Below are 16,504 nucleotides of genomic sequence, written 5' to 3'. Positions count from 1 at the left end.
AAGCGTTTTTTGGAGTTTCTCATGAGCGCCGGGCACCTCCTCCGCAAAAAAATTCTGATCGGCCTTTCAGGCGGAGTGGACTCGGCTGTGGCCGCCCTGCTGCTTGTGAAGCAGGGATTCCGTGTCATCGGGGCGACCATGTCCGTGTATGACGGCCCGCCCGCTCCTTCGCGCGGAGGGGCGTGCTACGATTGCGGCGAAAAGGAAGATATAGCTTCGGCCGCCATATTGAGCGCCATGCTGGGCATACCGCATCATGTTTTTGACTGCTCCGCTTCTTACAAGGCTGTTGTGCTGTCCTATTTCAAAAAAACCTATCTGGCCGGAAAAACGCCAAATCCGTGCGTCCGCTGCAACCATCTGCTGAAATTCGGCCTTCTGCCTTCACTGGCCAGGGAATGCGGTCTGGACTTTGATTTTTTCGCCACAGGACATTACGCGCGCACGGAATTTTCCCAGCATTACGGACGGCATGTTCTGCTCCGCGGACGTGACCCGCACAAGGACCAATCCTATTTCCTTTACCGTCTCAACCGGTCCCAGATCAACAGCGCCCTTTTTCCCCTGGGGAACATGACAAAAAAGGAAGTACGCGCTCTGGCGGCCGGGCATGGCCTGCCCATGCATGCCAAACCCGACAGCCAGGATTTCTGCGCCGGCGGCTATGCGGCATTGTTGAATATGCCGGACAGCCCGGGGAAGATTGTTGATTCCGACGGCCTTGAGCTGGGAACCCATGCGGGATTCTGGCACTTTACGCCCGGCCAGCGGAAGGGGCTCGGTATCGCCGCAAAAAAGCCTTTATATGTACTGCGCGTCAACCCCGCGCGCAATGAGGTTGTGGCGGGAGATTACGAAGAAAGCCTGCAACAGGACTGCACCCTTGAATACACGCGTCTGCATGTTCCTCTTGAGACGGCGGGGCACTCTTTGGCCGCCCGTCTGCGTTCATCCCAACGCCCCGTGACGGTGACGGCACTGCCGGGCGCTGCGGCCTCACAGCTTTCCATATCTTTTGCCGAACCCCAGCAGGGAGTTGCGGCGGGGCAATCTCTGGTGCTGTATTGCGGCGATCTGGTTGTAGGCGGCGGCATTATCCGCTAACAACATGTTTTGCATCAGCAACAGTCCAATTATATTATAAAAACTCTTGAGAACTGTATGACATCATCCCAATCATTGCCTGACCGTGAACATTCGCTGCACGATCATCTGCGCTCGCTGGGCGCTCTGTCCGTCGCCTTTTCCGGCGGCGTGGACAGCCGTTTTCTCAGTTTTACGGCATTGCGTCTGGGGCTGGATGTCAGGGTGCTGCATGTGAAAGGGCCGCACATTCCCGCCGAGGAGAGCGCCTGGGCTGAAAGCTGGGCTGAACTGAACGGGCTTTCTCTGACGCTGCTGTCCATTGACCCGTTGCAGGTTCCTGAGATTGCGGCGAACGGCAGGGAGCGCTGTTATCATTGCAAAAACGCGGTTTTCAGGGCGCTCAGGGCGGAAGCGGGTGATCTGCCGCTGTGCGACGGCACAAACGCTTCGGATGGAGAAGGATACAGGCCCGGCTTGCGCGCCCTCAGAGAATTGGGCATTATTTCTCCACTGGCCGCAGCCGGGCTGCGCAAAGTCGATATTCGGGCGCTGGCCCGGAAAAACGGCATGGACATGCCCGATCAGTCGGCCCATCCGTGTTTGTTTACCAGGTATAACTACGGCATCCGCCCGACATATGCAAGTCTGGCTGCTCTGAACACGGCGGAAGAAGCCGTCGGGCTTGTGCTGCGGCGTCATGCCGTGCTCACACGCGGCGCGGATGCGGAAGACCCGCAGGCGGAAAGGGGCCGTTTCCGCCTGCGCTTTGAGCAGGAGGGGCAGGCGGTGCTGCATGTGGCTTACGCAGACTTGACAGACGCCGTGCTGGCGGCCCTGCGCGGCGTTTTGGCGGAAACAGGGTTCAGTGATGTCCCTGTGGTGACGGTGGAACAGATCAGCGGGCATTTTGACAACTTGCCAAGCGCGGGTTAAATCTTATAACTATACCGTGAGTACTCTGTAAAAACAGGTAAACACATTGCAGAAGCAAAAAACACATTACTAACCATTTCAGGAGGAACCATGTCGCCAACTACCCGCACTATCGCCCAAAGCGGCGTCAGCGCCGCTTCCGTCTATATGCGTCAAGTCTATCAGTGGATGACGGTCGGTATGGCCCTGACCGCTGCTGTGGCTTACGGAGTGACGTCGTCGCCCGATCTGCAGCAGACCATACTGGACAACAGCCTTATCACGGTAGCGCTGATTATCGCCCAGTTCGGCCTTGTCATAGCTCTCTCCGCCGCCGTGCATAAAATGTCCGGGCAGACGGCCACAGGCCTTTTTCTGCTCTATTCAGCCCTGACCGGGGCCATGCTTTCGTCCGTTTTCGTCGTCTATTCCACAGCTTCCATTTCCAACGCCTTTCTGACGACGGCGGGTACCTTTCTCGCCATGTCCCTTTACGGCACTGTGACAAAACGCGACCTTACAGCCTTCGGCAGTTTTTTATTCATGGGGCTTATAGGCATTGTCATCGCCATGCTGGTCAATATTTTTCTGCAAAGCACCTTGATGGATTTCATCATAACCTGCCTCGGCGTTCTGATTTTTACCGGACTCACAGCGTACGACACGCAAAAACTGCGTCGTTTCGGCGAAACCGCCCCTCTGAATGACGGCACGGCTGTCCGGCGCGGAGCGATATTGGGCGCGTTGACCCTGTACCTTGATTTTATCAATCTCTTCCTCCTGCTGCTGCGCTTGTTCGGCACCAACCGTAACTGACATGACCCTGTGACAGCGCGTGAGGCAGCAGGAGTAAACGCCCTGACCGCCCTCACAGTCTACCCCGGCACTCTGTGAAAAAATGCAAGCTTGAACTACATGGCACTCAAGCTCCCTCCGGGGCTTGCGCCAAGGCCTCTGGCAGCCGCCGGGAAACCACACTGATGCCGGGGCTCGCCACACGTCACCGCATGGGCCCGGCAGCGCTGATTCTGGCTGTCAGCGCCATTCTTTCACGGCTCATGGGCCTTGTGCGGGACAAAGTTATTTCCTGGCAATTCGGCGCGAGTGGCGAGGCGGATATGTATTTTGCCGCCTTTGTGGTGCCGGACATCATTAATTATCTGCTGGCTGGCGGCTTCATGTCCATCACCATCATCCCCCTGCTCTCCCGCAGATTTGCGGAGGACGAGGACGACGCCTGGCGCTTTTTTTCCTGCGTCTTCTGTTGGACGCTGGCCGGCTCAATCCTTCTCACAGCATTCGGCATGTTCGCGGCGGAACCTCTGGCCCGGTTGACCGCTCCGGGCTTCGCCCCCGACCAGTGGCAACGCCTGGCTTTCTTTATGAGAATTATTCTGCCTGCCCAGATATTTTTTCTCTGCGGCGCCTGCCTCACTGCCCTGCTCTATCTGCGGCGGCAGTTCAGCATACCGGCGCTTGCGCCGCTGGTCTATAACGGCTGCATCATCGCCACGGGTCTGCTGCTGCCAGTTGTCGCTCCTGTTCAGGGCATGACAGGGTATTGCGCCGGCGTCACTGTCGGCGCTGCCCTGGGCACTTTTTTCCTACCCCTGCGCGTTGCGGCAGCGGGCGGGCTGCGTTTGCGACCGATCTGGCGGCACGCGCTCATGGGCAGATTTCTGCTCACGGCCCTGCCGCTCATGCTGGGGCAGACCGTCATCATGCTGGACGAACAGTTTCTGCGCGTTTTCGGCAGTCTGGTCGGTGACGGCGCGGTCAGCCTGCTCAATTACGCGCGGCGCATCGCCCAGGTTCCTGTTGGTCTCATGGGACAGGCCGCCGCCGTGGCTTCCTACCCATTTCTCGTGAGTCTACTGACGCAGGGCGAAAACAAACGCTTTCACCAGACACTACGCACAGCTCTGAGCGCCGGACTGGCGCTTGTCATCCCCTGTGCGCTCTGGATGGCGGCGTCCGCCTGGCCTGTTTTATGCGTCATCTTTCAGGGCGGGAGCTTCGGCGCGGAGGAAACGCTGGCCGCAGCACCGTTGACCCGGCTCATGCTGGCGCCGGCCCCGTTCTGGATTGTCTACATGGTGCTGGTGCGGGGCTTCTACGCTTACGGCGACACTGTCACCCCTGCCGCCACAGGCACACTCGTCACCCTGATATGTCTGCCTGTTTACTACTTCTGGGCTGTTCCCGCGGGCGCGGCCGGCATAGCCGCGCTTTCCGGCGCAAGCGTCAGCCTGTACACGCTCTGGCTCGTGGGGATATGGATTCATCGCCACGGCAAAAGTGCTTTTGCCGGGATCCGCGGCCTTGGGCTGCGGGTCTTTTTCTGCGCTCTGCCGGGCGCGGCAGCGGCCTGGCTTATATCCGAATACTGTCTGCGGGAGCTGCCGCTTCCGCCCATCGGCGCGGCCTGCGTGGCGCTGGTAGCCGGCGGCTGCGTCTTTGCCCTGCTCTTTCTGCCCCTGTCCCGCGCGTTCACGCCGTCTTCTGTATGGGAAACGATCCGGCGGTGTGTTCAGGGCAGTTCACATGTGAAATCTCCGCTAGTTGAATGACAACCGCGCTAAAAAAAACGCTCCGCCCCAGACGCCGCACCACGCGCAAGACGTCTGTGCCCAGAAAAAACCAGGTCGCGGCGACAACACCCGCAAGAAAACAATATTCGCCGAGGCTGCCGGTGGAACAGAGATTGAAAGAAAAACGGCCCGTGCGGGGAAAAGGCTGCAAGGGCACGCCCTGCGGCGTGAGCATGTCCAGAATCACATGGCTTAATCCGCCGAAGCCGAGACCTGTCGCCGCTGCCCGCGCCGCCGGCGTCAACGACAAAAGCAACGCGCCTGCAAAAACAGCCGCCCACCAGCCGAACCAGTGCGTGGTTCCCCGGTGAATGCGGTTGAACGTCTGCTGTCGTCCGCGCGCCGAACCGGCCAGACCCGCCATGCGCTGATCCAGAACGTCAGACAAGGCAGCGCCGGCACAGGCTGCCAGCAGGCCCGCCCGGCGGCAGCTACAACGCCAGTGCGGCGGCCACAGCCGTTGCCTGATGGGTGATCCATTTCATGCAGACGCCGCCCTGTCATCACCCGCAACGGGAAAAGCCGCACGCCGGGCAAATGAGGCAACCCTCCTGAAATACAGGTGTCTCTCCACATTCCGGGCAGTGTCGGGATTCCAGATTATTCATGTCTCCCAAGTGTTCGTCTTTGAGGTAACGCTTTTCAAGTACCCAGGCGATGGCATCGGGAATGGACAAAAGCAGGCCCTTGCCCCTGAACACGGGGTGTTCTCCGCCTATGTCCTTTATCTGCGCCACCACATCGCGCACATGCACGCCGGAACGCAGCGCCAGGGAAACGAGACGGCCTATGGCTTCCGCCTTGGCGGTGATGGACCTCCCTGATTTTCCGATGGTGGCAAAGATCTCGAAAGGCGCGCCGTTCACTTCATTGACGGTCAGATACATGGCTCCCAGGCCTGTCTGCACCTTTTGTGTAAAGCCCTGCACCACGTCCGGACGCCTGCGCACAGAAGAGACAGGCCGGACGGAGTGCGCGTCCCCGTCCATTTTTTTCTGACCCTCGCCCGTGGCCAGCACCTGAACGCTCTTGCAGCCGTCGCGGTATACTGTGACGCCCTTGCAGCCTTCTTTGTAAGCAAGCCAGTAAATATCGTAAATATCTTTTTCTGTTGCGCTGTTAGGCAGGTTCACCGTTTTTGAGACGGCGTTGTCTGTATGGCGTTGAAAGGCAGCCTGCATACGCAAATGCCAGACAGGCTCAATATCCATGGCAGTCACAAAAACTCTGCGCAGATCAGCCGGCAAAAAATCCATATCCTGTATGGACCCCCTGGCCACAACGCTGTCCATAATTTCATGACCGGAGAGGCCCTCGGCAGAAAGAGCCGCCTCAAAATAGGGATTGACCTCCACAAGGCGTTCCCCGTCCAGAATATTGCGCGTGAAACAGAGCGCAAACAACGGCTCCACACCGGAAGAACACCCGGCAATAATGGAAAGCGTGCCTGTAGGGGCAATGGTGGTGACTGTGGCGTTGCGATAAGGGCCTTTTTTCCCTTTGCGGTGAACAGAAGAGGGCCAGGCGGGAAAGGGACCGCGTTCCCGCGCCAGAACGGCTGAAGCCCTGTGCCCTTCTTCCTGAACAAAGCCCATGAGGCGCTCGGCCAGTTCAATACCCTTCTGTGAATTGTACGCTACGCCGAGCTGATACAGCAGATCGGCAAACCCCATAACGCCAAGGCCGATCTTGCGGTTTCTGCGCACAGTTTCATCAATGTTTTTGAGCGGAAAACGCGAAGCGTCAATCACATTGTCCAAAAAGCGCACGGCCAGATGCACAACGCGCCTGAGTTCGTCCCAGTCTACCCCCTTTGCGGCCGGGTCGGCGTCATCATTGTGCCCCGGCGCATAAAAACCGGCCAAATTGACCGATCCCAGATTGCAGGCCTCAAACGGCAACAGCGGCTGCTCGCCGCAAGGATTGGTGGACTCGATCTCGCCTTGATCCGGTGTCGGATTGTCGCGGTTGATGCGATCCAGAAAAACAATGCCCGGATCACCCGACTGCCAGGCTTTGTTGGTCAGCAGCTCAAAAACATCCCGCGCGCGAAGGCGCTGTGTGACTTCGCCGGTATTGGGTGCACGCAGGTCGTAGTGTTCGTCCCTTTCCACAGCCTGCATGAATACCTCCGTCAGCCCGACGGAAAGATTGAAGTTATTAAATTCCCCCTCTTTTTCTTTGGCGCGAATAAAGTCCAGAATGTCAGGATGATCCACGCGCAGAATGCCCATGTTGGCGCCGCGGCGTGTCCCCCCCTGTTTGATCTGCTCTGTGGCGGTGTTGAAAATACGCAAAAAAGACACCGGCCCCGAGGCCACGCCGCCGGTGGAACCCACACGGCTTTCCTTGGGGCGCAGACGCGAAAACGAAAAACCCGTGCCGCCGCCGGATTTATGTATCATGGCCGCGTATTTCACTGCGTCAAAAATTTCCTCAATGGAATCACCCACAGGCAGCACAAAACATGCGGAAAGCTGGCCTAGATCCGTTCCGGCGTTCATCAGTGTCGGCGAATTGGGCAAGAACTTCCAGCTTGTCATCATATCGTAGAACTCGCGCGCGAGAGCGTCCGACCGGCAGGAAGACTTTTCATACCTGGTTTCTTCCGCAGCGACGGCAGACGCAACACGCCAAAAGAGCTCACGCGGACTTTCGTCGGGATATCCCTCCGGAGTTTTGCGCAGATAGCGTTTTTGCAACACCACTTCGGTGTTGGCGGACAGCTGCGGATGAGACAGATTTTCAGGCATGGGAATCATGAAAGATAACCTTAATTTTATCATAAAGATATAATATAAATCAATACAGCAACGATGCACGGCGGACAATCCGGGCACGGCTTTTGGCGTCACGCGGCGCATCAGGCGAAACCCGCGCATGAATCAAATCGCCGCACGCAAGCCCTTCAGCGTCCTCCAGCAGCAAAAGCCCCCCGTCCGCACAGGCGTAACGCGCCCGCCCCGCAAGGCCGGGCACGGCGAACGGTGCGGAAAGCACTCTTGCCCGGCCGGCGGAACCCGCTTCCTGCCGCAGGCCGCTGGCCTGTCGCAGGAGAAGGGCCGAAAGACTCAAGGCCTTCTTGTCCAGACCCGCCGCCGCGGACAGACGGCGCAACCATTCAGGCGCACCGCCGCTGCCGAAGGTAAAGTGGCACCAGGTGCGCCCGCCGTCTCCGGCCAACAAAGGGCAGGCGGAGCTGTGGGAACAGGGCGCCAACGCGGCAAAGCCGCCGGCAAGCGCCGTCGCCCGCAGACGCATGAGGGTTTTGCCGCCAAGGCGCGTTCCCGGTTCCACAACCAGCAGCGCGGGGGCTGCGTCCGACCTGCCTGTCGCCGTGCCCGCACCTTCGGCACGGCGTTGTAAAGACAACAACGGCGACAGCACCTCCAACAAGTTCTCAAAGCGTTCCGCCCCATACCGTGACGGGACGCCATCCCCGCTCCGTGCAAAGTCTGACGCGCATCGGTCGCAATGCAATTCGTTAAGCACATTCGCCGCCGTAACCAGCCAGGGCCGTACCCGCCCGCCAGAGAACGCCGGGGCCGCCCGCCGGGCCAGCTGTTCTACCGGGCTCGCCGCCGTCAGCACAGGCCAGATTTTCCGTCCCAGCATTTCCCCCAGTGCCGCGAACAATTTCCTGCCCAGATCCAACGGCTGCGAAGCGCTGTCCAGCGCCAGAATCCGCACAGGGGCATCGCCCCATTCCGGCCGCGCCAACCAGAGGGCCAGAGGCAGCGTCAACGGACCGGAACCGACGTCCAGCAGCAGAACTTCTCCTCCGGCCGGCGCGGCGCAGCGCGGATCAGGCAAAGGCAGGGCAGTGAGCAGAGGAACAAGGCGCAGCAAATTCCAGGGTAGAAAATAATAAAGATAGGCGCTGACAAAGGCCGGAGAACTCCAATAAGGGCGGCGCAATTCCCCGCGTTCAACAGTCAGCAGACGCGACAGAGATGCCGCGTCTTCCGGCAGGGACCTGCGGTGAGAAAGATTCAGAGGCCGGACGCGCGACAGCGCCTCGGGCAGAAGCGCAAGAGCGCGGCCTGCCTCTGTTGACATCTGCGGGAAAAGCGGCACACGCGCCGCTGATTTTTGTAGTGCTGTTCTGCCCGGCATTTAATCTCCAAAACGCATACGGCAAAAGTATTCACGCTGAAAGTCCGCCTCCTCAACCAACGAGAGAAGGCGGGCCCGCCCGCACAGACAGGCCAGACCTAAGCTTTTTTGGGGCCGCAGAGCCAGAAGTGCCGCTCCATCCAGTGATACATTGCCCGCAGCCCGGATGCGCGAGGCCTGACATGCGGGCACAAAACCAAGTATTGCCATATCTTCAGGATTGACATGTTCGCCCAGCGCGCCGGCCAGACATATCCGCGCCACATCCTTGTGCGACAAAGCTGCTGCGTCCAGCAGCCTTGACAGGGCCAGTTCAAAAGCGGCTTTAACCTTGAGCAATTTCTCCACATCAGCCGCGGACAGCCAAAGCCCGTTGGGGAGGTTCAGACGCGTCTGCCCGCTCCATTGCACAAAACCGGCGGCCACAGTGTGCGCAATGGGCAATGCGCAGCCGTTCAGAGACACGGAATCGGCGAAACGGCCGAAAGCGTCCAGCAAACGCAATTTGTACAACGCCGCGGCAAGAGAAATATAGCCGGTAGCGCTGATCCCGCGCGCCTGCGCCGTCCCGCCGGGCGCGACCGCCGTCAAGCCGGATGGAGTGAGGCTGAAGCGTGTTGCCGCGTCCGGTCCGGCAAGCCGGCCGCATTCCATGCCTGTGCCCTCCAGTGCCGGTCCCAGGGGGACGCTTGTCAGCAGCACTTCCCCCCGCCCTGTAACAAGAGCCAGTTCGCCGTTTGTTCCCAGATCCGCCAGCACAAAAGGCCGCGGCGTTTTACAATGCAGCAGGGCCGCCAGCCCGGCGCTGACATCGCCGCCGACAAACGGCGCAGGCAGCGGAGGGATATAGACAGGCGGCAACTCCGACAGACGTACAAGCTCATGACCGGCATGACTCGTGTAATAAGGCGCCGCGCACAGTCCGGCGACGTCGCGGTCCAGAAAAATATCGGTCATGGCCGTGTTAGCCGCAAGGCACATTCGGACAACCGGCCCGGGCGCGGACGCAACGACAAGACGCAGCCGCTCACGGACGAGATCGCTCAGGCGCTTGCGGCCCTCCGGCCGCACAGCGACGGCCAAACGCGACATGACGTCAGCCCCGGCGCCTGCCTGCGGATTCAGAAAACTCCCCTGCGCTGCAATCGCGCCGCGTTCTCTGCCCGTTGCGACCAGAGCGCGCCAATGCACGGAGGTGGTTCCCAAATCCACGGCCAGCACCAGTTCAGACCCTGCGTCGGCAACAGATTTTACAGAAGTGGGACCAGGGCAGTGCAAGGCCACAAAAACGTCCCGCGGGAGTTCCAGATCAAGCGACGCGCGCCCGTTGCCTTCATAAACCTGACGACGGCAGGCCAGCCTCCAACCAGAAGCCAGATCCTCCCGGGAAAAAACGACTTCTTCCTCCGGCAACGGCAGAGGTGCAGCCCCTACAAAACGCACGCGGCATCGGCCGCAATGCCCAAGCCCGCCGCAAAGCGGCAACGGCGGAATCCGCCCGGAAAGCCAAACCGCGTGGGAAAGTTTTTCTCCCGCGACGGCGTCAATCTCAGCTAGCGGAGCGCCACGCGACGCCTGGACTTTAAAAATGCGCAATTTCATGGGAACTGCATGCCTTAATGCCCACGGAACGGCAATTTCATCATCCGCCGCGTGTTTGGTATACCTAACATCTGCGCAAAATATATGGCTATTATAATGCGCTATACTTGTGCCTGATAAATCAGGAAAGGTTAAGCTGAGCGTCAAGCTCTCTAACGGATAAAGTTGGTCACTTCCCAAGGCTCCGGTTTCGGCGCATTTATGCCGGCCGCCCTGCCTGCCGCTATACACTTGACAAGCCAGGCCATATTGTCGCCCAGCGTGCGCATGGTCTGCAAGCCTTCCCTGTCCTGACGCACCTCATCCGACGTATTGCCGTGTACAGAATTCCAGTATTGGGAAGAAACCACGGGCATGCGCGCAATGGTAAAATATTTGTTCAGCCTGTCAAAAGAGGCGCTGGCCCCGCCACGGCGGCAACTGACCACGGCCGCGGCGGGCTTGAAAGCATACGGCGCCGCTTTCATAAAGAACATACGCTCCAGCAGAGCGCAGACAGAAGCATCCGGCCCGGCATAGTACACCGGCGACCCCACCACAAGCCCATCCGCTGCTCGAAGCAGATCGACGGCCTCGTTGACGATGTCATCATCAAAAACGCAATGGCCGCTTTTCGCGCATTTGCCGCAGGCAATACACCCGCGCACCGGCTTTGTGCCCAATTGCAGCATTCTGGTTGTCAGACCGTTTTTCCCAAGCTGTTCAGCCACAGTGGAAAGCGCTGTAAATGTACAGCCATTTGGATGAGGGCTGCCGTTGACAAGAAGAACATTCATACATTTCCTCCATAAGAAAAGCAATTGCAAGAATATCACCGTTGAAAAGCTGCCTGTAATTCTACGGCAGATTGTGCAAAAAAACAACCAGATCTTTCACGCAGTGCCGGCGGCGGGCGAGACAGCAACTGACATATTCCCGATGAGTCAGGCATGTTGAAATGGAGAAAGCCTGGGATCAAGGGTAACCGGCTTGAAAATAATGCTCGAAATTTCAGCAATTAGACTCTGGATGGTGTATCACGAGGTTGTCCGGATTCGATTTTTCTGGAGTACTGCGCTTGCAGATCAACCAACAGCGAGATTCTTAACGTTTGGGAGAAGTTTGAACCACATTTGCTCGGCCAAAAAGGAACCTGGCGGCATTACACAAGATAATCGGCTCATTATAAATACTGTGTTTGGCTCATGCGTACCGGCGCGCCATATGGACAAGTCCAACTTTGGAAGATATGGCGCGGCTTGCCGGTTAGTCATCATAACAAGCTCACGCGTAATACTATTCCGCTTGCCGTTACACAAACGATAGAATAATATCTCTTATATGCTTATTTAAGATATTAAAAGTGTTATGCGAAAAAATGTTGTTTTGGAAAAATCACTGCGGGAAATGAGACAAGGCATCAAGATTGCCAGGTTGCGCCGGCGTCTGCAGCTTGTCGTTATAGCTGAACGCGCCGGCATAAGCGTTATCACACTCTACAAGATTGAGAAGGGCATGGCGGGCATTGCCGTCAGCAACGTCGCCGCAGTTTTCTGGGCGCTTGGCCTCGGCACACCATTGGGCAGGTACATTTTATGCGCTGTTACAGGATATTCAGGCAGGAAGAGAACTGTCCGACAACGATATCTGGGATATCGTCGCGTCGGGCGCTTCACTGGGAGGTTCGCGTCCCAAGGCCTCCCTCTGTGACGTCAACGGAAAATTTTTTGTCGTAAAATTTCCACAAGCCACCGATCCTGTGGTGTCTCCCTCTGGGAAAAAGTTTCGCTGGACATGGCCAAACGCTGCGGCATCCGAGTTCCTGAATCCCGGCTGATTCAGCTCCCGCAAGACCGTCACGCTCTTGTTCTGGATCGTTTTGACCGCGACCCGCAGGGCGGTCGCATTCCCTTTGCCTCAGCCATGACGCTGCTTGAGGCACGCGACAACGACGGCAATGTTCACAGCTATTCTGAAATTGCCGTGCTGCTCCAATTATGTGGGAGCGACACCACAGAAGACCTCAGAGAATTATGGAAAAATCACGCGGAAAGGCTCGACGCGAAAGGCAGGGATATCGACGCAATGAGAGGAAATTTTACGTTACCGCCTGCTGCGGTCAAAACGTCCGCGGCTCTACCTCCTGAAAATACGGTTTAAAATTTCCAGAGAATATTAAATTTCTGCCGCCCCATATTCCCCTGAGTTAAATTCTGTGGAAAACATCCGGGAAGAATTGCGAGAGAAAAATTTTCATAACCGCGTTTTCAAGTTTTCTCATCCGGTACAGGCAGACGACGGATATTGTGGTCCAGCAGCAGTTTACCGATTTTAAGGAGTGTTGTATCCTGCGTGAGTGACCTGTACACCAAAAGACCGCGCCGGCACAATGCCGCCGGCAAAAAGATTGAGGAATCCCCATGGATTTGTATCTGGATTGCGGACGCGGCATCAGCGGAGACATGACGCTGGCCGCCTTAAACCATCTCGGCGTGGAGATGGCGCCCTTTGTTGCCATCCTTGCCGAAGCCGGAATACGCTGCCGCATTGAAACCCGCGCGGAATTGCGCGCCGGCGGCTTGGGCCGACTGGCGGACGTCAGTTGGGACGATGTGCAACCGTTGCGACACCCGGCCGATATCGCGGCTGTCTTTAACCGCCTCGCCGTCAGCGCGACCGCGCGCGACCGCGCGCTTGCCGTGCTTGAGGCGCTGACGCAGGCTGAAGCGCATGCACATCAAATTCCTCCGGAGCAGGTGCATTTTCATGAAGTGGGTGCCGTTGACACGCTGGTGGACATTGCCGGCGTGTGCTGGGCGCTGGAGCAGCTCGGGGCAGAGCGGATTACAGCCTCGCCTCTGCCCTGGTTTTCCGGCACAGTCGAGTGTGCGCACGGGCTGCTGCCGTTGCCCGCTCCGGCCACGGCTTTTTTATTCCGCGGCAAGCCTGTACGCCCTGTGCCGGACCGCGAAGAACTGGTTACGCCAACGGGCGCGGCTCTTGTCCACACACTTGCTGACGGTTTTGCCGACGGCCCCTGCGGCATTGTGCGCGCCATGGGCACAGGCTACGGCTCCCGTCCGGCGCCAGCCGGGCTGCGCATTTGGCTGACGGAAGCCGTTCAGGCACAGGTTTCCCACACCCGTGGAGGCTTTGAATTTGTGCTGCAGCTTGAAACGCATCTGGATCACCTGACGGGCGAGGAACTGGGACTCGCTCTGGAAGCCTTGTCCGCGCTGCCCGAAGTGCTGGATGTGCTCTGGCTGCCCGGCACAGGCAAAAAAAATCGTCCGGCAGGGCTTATGCGCATGCTCTGCCGCCCTGAAGACGAAGACGCGGTCAGTCGCGCCGTGTTGCGCCATACGCACAGTCTGGGCCTGCGGCGCCAGTGTCTTGAACGCCGCGTGCAGCCCCGTGAACCGGCTTTTCTTGACATCGGAGACGCACAACTCGCTGCCAAGGCCTATATTCTTGAAGACACGCGGTATGCGCGGGCTGAAGCGGAGGCCGTCAAAACCGCGGCCGGAGAACGCGGCATCGGTGCGCCGGCCTTGCGTTTCGGGCAAACACGCCGGGGCCTGACGGCGCACGGCCAAAAAACCGGGACAAACCGTAAAGGAGTGCAGCCATGCGCGTGCTTGCCGCCCTTGTTCTCGGATTGACCGTTGCCGCCGTGCAGGGCTGCACCGACCTCGGCATCGGCAATCTCTTCTCCAATGATCCGTTCACCGGCGGCTCGGAGGCAGCCACAAGTCGTCTTCTGGATGTCACGCTGCCCCCTGGCATGGAACGTTACCCCTCGCACGGCTATCAAACCTCCGGCGCCTACGGAGGACGCGAAGGGCTTGAGACCTTGCGGGGAGACGTGGATCCGGCGCAGGCGGCGCAAAGCCTGTACTCCTCGCTGTCGGCGCAGGGCTGGCAAATGCGCCTCGCGTTGCGCAAAGGCGACCGCTCCGTTTATCTCTATGACAAGGCAAACGCGCTGACCATCCTGGTTTTTCGCCGCCAGACGGTCATGACAATTCTGGAAATATGGACAGGCGGCCGTCTGCAGGACGGCGCCGCACTGAATCTGCCGGGAGAAAACGGCCCGCATACAGAACCGCCCGGCGAAACATGGCCGGCCGGCAACCCAGACAGCTATCCTCCGTCCCCCGGCGCAACTGAACACTGGGGCGAAAAGAACGGATCAGGGATTCAGGAAAGAAATCTATGACCCCCATTGACACTACCTTTAATGCAAGCACACGCTTTGTCAATCACCGCCTGCACCTCGGCGTGTGCGGTTCAGTCGCCTGCTATAAAGCTGCTGATCTATTGCGGGCCTGGCACAAGCTCGGCATCCACGTGTCCGTCACGCTGACAGCGGCAGCGCAACGTTTTGTCGCGCCGCTGCTCTTTGAATCGCTCGGGGCAATGCCGGTATATCAGGGCATGTTCTCGCCCGGCGACAATATTTTCGCTCATCTTGAGCCGGGTCAAAGCGCCGAAGCGTATGTTATTGCTCCCGCCTCGGCGGACGCGCTCTCAAGGCTCGTCCACGGCGCGGCCTCAGACATGCTCTCCGCCCAGGCTCTTGCGTTTGACAAAACACTCATCATAGCACCGGCCATGAACCCGCGCATGTGGGCGCACAGGGCAACGCGCGCCAATGCCGCCCTGCTGCAGGAACGCGGCATCGTAATTATTGAACCGGCCTGCGGCGATACGGCCTGCGGCAATGAAGGACAGGGCAGACTCGCTGATCTGTCGGATATTTTTCTGGCCGTACTGCGCGCTCTGGCTCCGCAGGACATGGCCGGACGCAAGGTGCTGGTCACGCTGGGCCCCACCCGCGAACCTTGGGACGGCGCACGCTTCTGGTCAAATCCGTCAAGCGGACGCATGGGCACGGCAATGGCCGTTTGCGCATGGCTGCGCGGCGCGGAGGTGACGGCCGTCTGCGGGCCGGGAGAAGCGATATGGCTGCCGCCGGGCATTGTCAGAATCAACGTCGGCAGCGCAAGAGAAATGTTCGCAGCAGCGCGGGACAGCTGGCCGCAGATGGACATGGGCATGTTTGTGGCGGCAGTGGCCGACTTTTTTCCAAAATCCCTCGGCCCGGACAAATTCAAAAAATCGGAAACGCCGCAAGGCTTCAGCATTGAATTTTGCCCCAATCCGGATATTCTGCAAACACTCGCCGCCCATCGCCGGCCGGATCAAAAACTGCTTGGATTCGCTGCGGAAAGCACGCCGGATATGGAAAGCCTGCTGCCGCTCACGCGGGAAAAACGCCTGCGCAAAAATGCAGATCTGCTGGCCGCCAACCGCATCAACGCGCAGGGCAGCGGCTTTGGTTCGCACACCAACAGAATGGCCGTTATTGACGCGCATGGCCATGAGGTCATCTGGCCTGAACAAAGCAAGGCCGACGTGGCCTGGGATTTGTGCTCATGGCTTTTGCGGATATAAATCTTCAGGGCGTCGTCTGGCGGGGAAAAGGCCTGAACCTCCTTTTGCTGCCTCCGGGGGTGTCCGCACGCAGCTTGCGCGGCGCATCGCAGCCGAAATCGACATCGCAACGGGGGGAACACGGCAAAAAAAAACGATACCCCTGCGCGCCGAATCAAAACCCGGAAGGGCAAAACGGCCTTCAAACAGCGCAGCCGCCTGACCGGCGGCCCCTGCCGCAAAACGCATGGCCCGAAGAGTGGCAAAAACGCCTTGCGGCGACGAGGCCGGGGAATATTGTCTGGACATACTGGGAGTTGGGACGGGATGTGTGCCTGACGCCAAACGCGGCCCGTCGGGCATTTTTTCAACGACTGCTTACTGATCTGGCCCATCCGGCGGGCACCCACACCTTCTGGCCGTCATGCCTGCCCACAGATACGGAGACATCGGCCTTCCCCCCTTCTCCCCTGTCAGGAGCCGGCTTTACAGCAAATCCCGACGTTTTCTGGTCCGGCGTGGACAAACTCGGCGCACGCGGCGTTATGGTGATGGGCGAAGCAGCCGTGAAAGCTCTGAATCTGCCCGAGGAGTTTAACAACTTTGTGCAAATCCACCATCAGGGACACTTCGTCTGGATGCTTCAAGATGTCGATGATATTCTGCGTGAAGAAAAATTCTACCGCTCCATCTTGGAATTTTTGCGCAACGCGCTGCGCGATTTCGTGCGCAGCAACCGGGTGGAACCGAATTCCTCGCGATAAACAGAAGCGGCAACACCA

15 protein-coding genes are annotated in these 16,504 nt (G+C 58.8%); 10 read left to right on the top strand and 5 right to left on the bottom strand.

What is annotated here, in order from left to right; genetic code table 11:
- The first annotated feature begins 21 nt into the window (after positions 1-21).
- The 4 genes from mnmA to murJ all read left to right on the top strand — a co-directional run bounded on the left by mnmA (position 22) and on the right by murJ (position 4,568).
- Positions 22-1,104: a tRNA 2-thiouridine(34) synthase MnmA gene (mnmA, locus tag RSDT_RS01640; RefSeq protein WP_096399302.1), complete on the top strand. Its 1,083-nt coding sequence runs from the start codon at positions 22-24 to the stop codon at positions 1,102-1,104.
- Between the two features lie 57 nt (positions 1,105-1,161).
- Positions 1,162-2,019, top strand: coding sequence for an adenine nucleotide alpha-hydrolase family protein (locus RSDT_RS01635; protein ID WP_145954793.1), 858 nt, complete (start codon positions 1,162-1,164; stop codon positions 2,017-2,019).
- 90 nt (positions 2,020-2,109) lie between these two features.
- A complete protein-coding gene (locus RSDT_RS01630; protein WP_096399300.1) occupies positions 2,110-2,814 on the top strand; it encodes a Bax inhibitor-1/YccA family protein in 705 nt (234 codons plus the stop codon).
- Positions 2,815-2,888: 74 nt separating this feature from the next.
- Positions 2,889-4,568, top strand: coding sequence for a murein biosynthesis integral membrane protein MurJ (murJ, locus tag RSDT_RS01625; RefSeq protein WP_231941877.1), 1,680 nt, complete (start codon positions 2,889-2,891; stop codon positions 4,566-4,568).
- Here murJ and RSDT_RS01620 read toward each other — a convergent pair.
- From RSDT_RS01620 to RSDT_RS01600, 5 genes are all read right to left on the bottom strand, one after another.
- Complete coding sequence (locus tag RSDT_RS01620; RefSeq protein ID WP_231941876.1) at positions 4,489-4,977, bottom strand: metal-dependent hydrolase; 489 nt, start codon at positions 4,975-4,977, stop codon at positions 4,489-4,491. The genes murJ and RSDT_RS01620 overlap by 80 nt on opposite strands.
- Positions 4,978-5,092: 115 nt before the next feature.
- Positions 5,093-7,351, bottom strand: a complete 2,259-nt coding sequence (locus RSDT_RS01615; RefSeq protein WP_096400378.1) for a vitamin B12-dependent ribonucleotide reductase — start codon at positions 7,349-7,351, stop codon at positions 5,093-5,095.
- A 40-nt stretch (positions 7,352-7,391) separates the two neighbouring features.
- Positions 7,392-8,705 (bottom strand): small ribosomal subunit Rsm22 family protein, encoded by a 1,314-nt coding sequence (locus RSDT_RS01610; protein ID WP_096399299.1) that lies wholly within the window; start codon positions 8,703-8,705, stop codon positions 7,392-7,394.
- Positions 8,706-10,307, bottom strand: coding sequence for an ASKHA domain-containing protein (locus RSDT_RS01605; RefSeq protein WP_096399298.1), 1,602 nt, complete (start codon positions 10,305-10,307; stop codon positions 8,706-8,708).
- Between the two features lie 152 nt (positions 10,308-10,459).
- Positions 10,460-11,083 (bottom strand): flavodoxin family protein, encoded by a 624-nt coding sequence (locus RSDT_RS01600; protein WP_096399297.1) that lies wholly within the window; start codon positions 11,081-11,083, stop codon positions 10,460-10,462.
- A 610-nt stretch (positions 11,084-11,693) separates the two neighbouring features.
- Between RSDT_RS01600 and RSDT_RS01595 the strand changes: the two genes are divergently transcribed.
- The 6 genes from RSDT_RS01595 (at position 11,694) to RSDT_RS01570 (ending at position 16,486) form a co-directional block, all read left to right on the top strand.
- Positions 11,694-11,996 carry a helix-turn-helix domain-containing protein gene (locus RSDT_RS01595; protein ID WP_145954792.1) on the top strand — a complete coding sequence of 101 codons (303 nt, stop codon included), beginning with the start codon at positions 11,694-11,696 and terminating at the stop codon, positions 11,994-11,996.
- 12 nt (positions 11,997-12,008) lie between these two features.
- Positions 12,009-12,446 carry a HipA domain-containing protein gene (locus tag RSDT_RS01590; protein ID WP_408606712.1) on the top strand — a complete coding sequence of 146 codons (438 nt, stop codon included), beginning with the start codon at positions 12,009-12,011 and terminating at the stop codon, positions 12,444-12,446.
- A gap of 260 nt (positions 12,447-12,706) precedes the next feature.
- Complete coding sequence (gene larC / locus RSDT_RS01585) at positions 12,707-13,948, top strand: nickel pincer cofactor biosynthesis protein LarC (protein WP_096399294.1); 1,242 nt, start codon at positions 12,707-12,709, stop codon at positions 13,946-13,948.
- A complete protein-coding gene (locus tag RSDT_RS01580) occupies positions 13,915-14,505 on the top strand; it encodes a hypothetical protein (RefSeq protein WP_096399293.1) in 591 nt (196 codons plus the stop codon). The genes larC and RSDT_RS01580 overlap by 34 nt, the downstream gene beginning before the upstream one ends.
- The gene (coaBC, locus tag RSDT_RS01575) at positions 14,502-15,743 is read left to right on the top strand and encodes a bifunctional phosphopantothenoylcysteine decarboxylase/phosphopantothenate--cysteine ligase CoaBC (protein WP_096399292.1); all 1,242 of its coding nucleotides are present in this window, start codon (positions 14,502-14,504) and stop codon (positions 15,741-15,743) included. Before RSDT_RS01580 ends, coaBC begins: the two co-directional genes overlap by 4 nt.
- Positions 15,725-16,486 carry a hypothetical protein gene (locus tag RSDT_RS01570; protein WP_096399291.1) on the top strand — a complete coding sequence of 254 codons (762 nt, stop codon included), beginning with the start codon at positions 15,725-15,727 and terminating at the stop codon, positions 16,484-16,486. Before coaBC ends, RSDT_RS01570 begins: the two co-directional genes overlap by 19 nt.
- Positions 16,487-16,504: the final 18 nt, after the last annotated feature.

The sequence above is a fragment of the Candidatus Desulfovibrio trichonymphae genome, from assembly GCF_002355955.1.
Classification (GTDB): Bacteria; Desulfobacterota; Desulfovibrionia; order Desulfovibrionales; family Desulfovibrionaceae; genus Desulfovibrio; species Desulfovibrio trichonymphae.
Note: the sequence above shows the minus strand (reverse complement) of the source record. Positions and strands in the feature narration are given on the sequence as shown.

What these genes read in the sequence shown, in the direction of transcription:
- mnmA (WP_096399302.1), top strand. Translation starts at nt 22, where the DNA reads ATGAGCGCCGGGCACCTCCTCCGCAAAAAAATTCTGATCGGCCTTTCA.
- RSDT_RS01635 (WP_145954793.1), top strand. Translation starts at nt 1,162, where the DNA reads ATGACATCATCCCAATCATTGCCTGACCGTGAACATTCGCTGCACGAT.
- RSDT_RS01630 (WP_096399300.1), top strand. Translation starts at nt 2,110, where the DNA reads ATGTCGCCAACTACCCGCACTATCGCCCAAAGCGGCGTCAGCGCCGCT.
- RSDT_RS01615 (WP_096400378.1), bottom strand. Translation starts at nt 7,351, where the DNA reads ATGATTCCCATGCCTGAAAATCTGTCTCATCCGCAGCTGTCCGCCAAC.
- RSDT_RS01610 (WP_096399299.1), bottom strand. Translation starts at nt 8,705, where the DNA reads ATGCCGGGCAGAACAGCACTACAAAAATCAGCGGCGCGTGTGCCGCTT.
- RSDT_RS01605 (WP_096399298.1), bottom strand. Translation starts at nt 10,307, where the DNA reads ATGAAATTGCGCATTTTTAAAGTCCAGGCGTCGCGTGGCGCTCCGCTA.
- RSDT_RS01600 (WP_096399297.1), bottom strand. Translation starts at nt 11,083, where the DNA reads ATGAATGTTCTTCTTGTCAACGGCAGCCCTCATCCAAATGGCTGTACA.
- RSDT_RS01595 (WP_145954792.1), top strand. Translation starts at nt 11,694, where the DNA reads ATGAGACAAGGCATCAAGATTGCCAGGTTGCGCCGGCGTCTGCAGCTT.
- larC (WP_096399294.1), top strand. Translation starts at nt 12,707, where the DNA reads ATGGATTTGTATCTGGATTGCGGACGCGGCATCAGCGGAGACATGACG.
- RSDT_RS01580 (WP_096399293.1), top strand. Translation starts at nt 13,915, where the DNA reads ATGCGCGTGCTTGCCGCCCTTGTTCTCGGATTGACCGTTGCCGCCGTG.
- coaBC (WP_096399292.1), top strand. Translation starts at nt 14,502, where the DNA reads ATGACCCCCATTGACACTACCTTTAATGCAAGCACACGCTTTGTCAAT.
- RSDT_RS01570 (WP_096399291.1), top strand. Translation starts at nt 15,725, where the DNA reads ATGGCTTTTGCGGATATAAATCTTCAGGGCGTCGTCTGGCGGGGAAAA.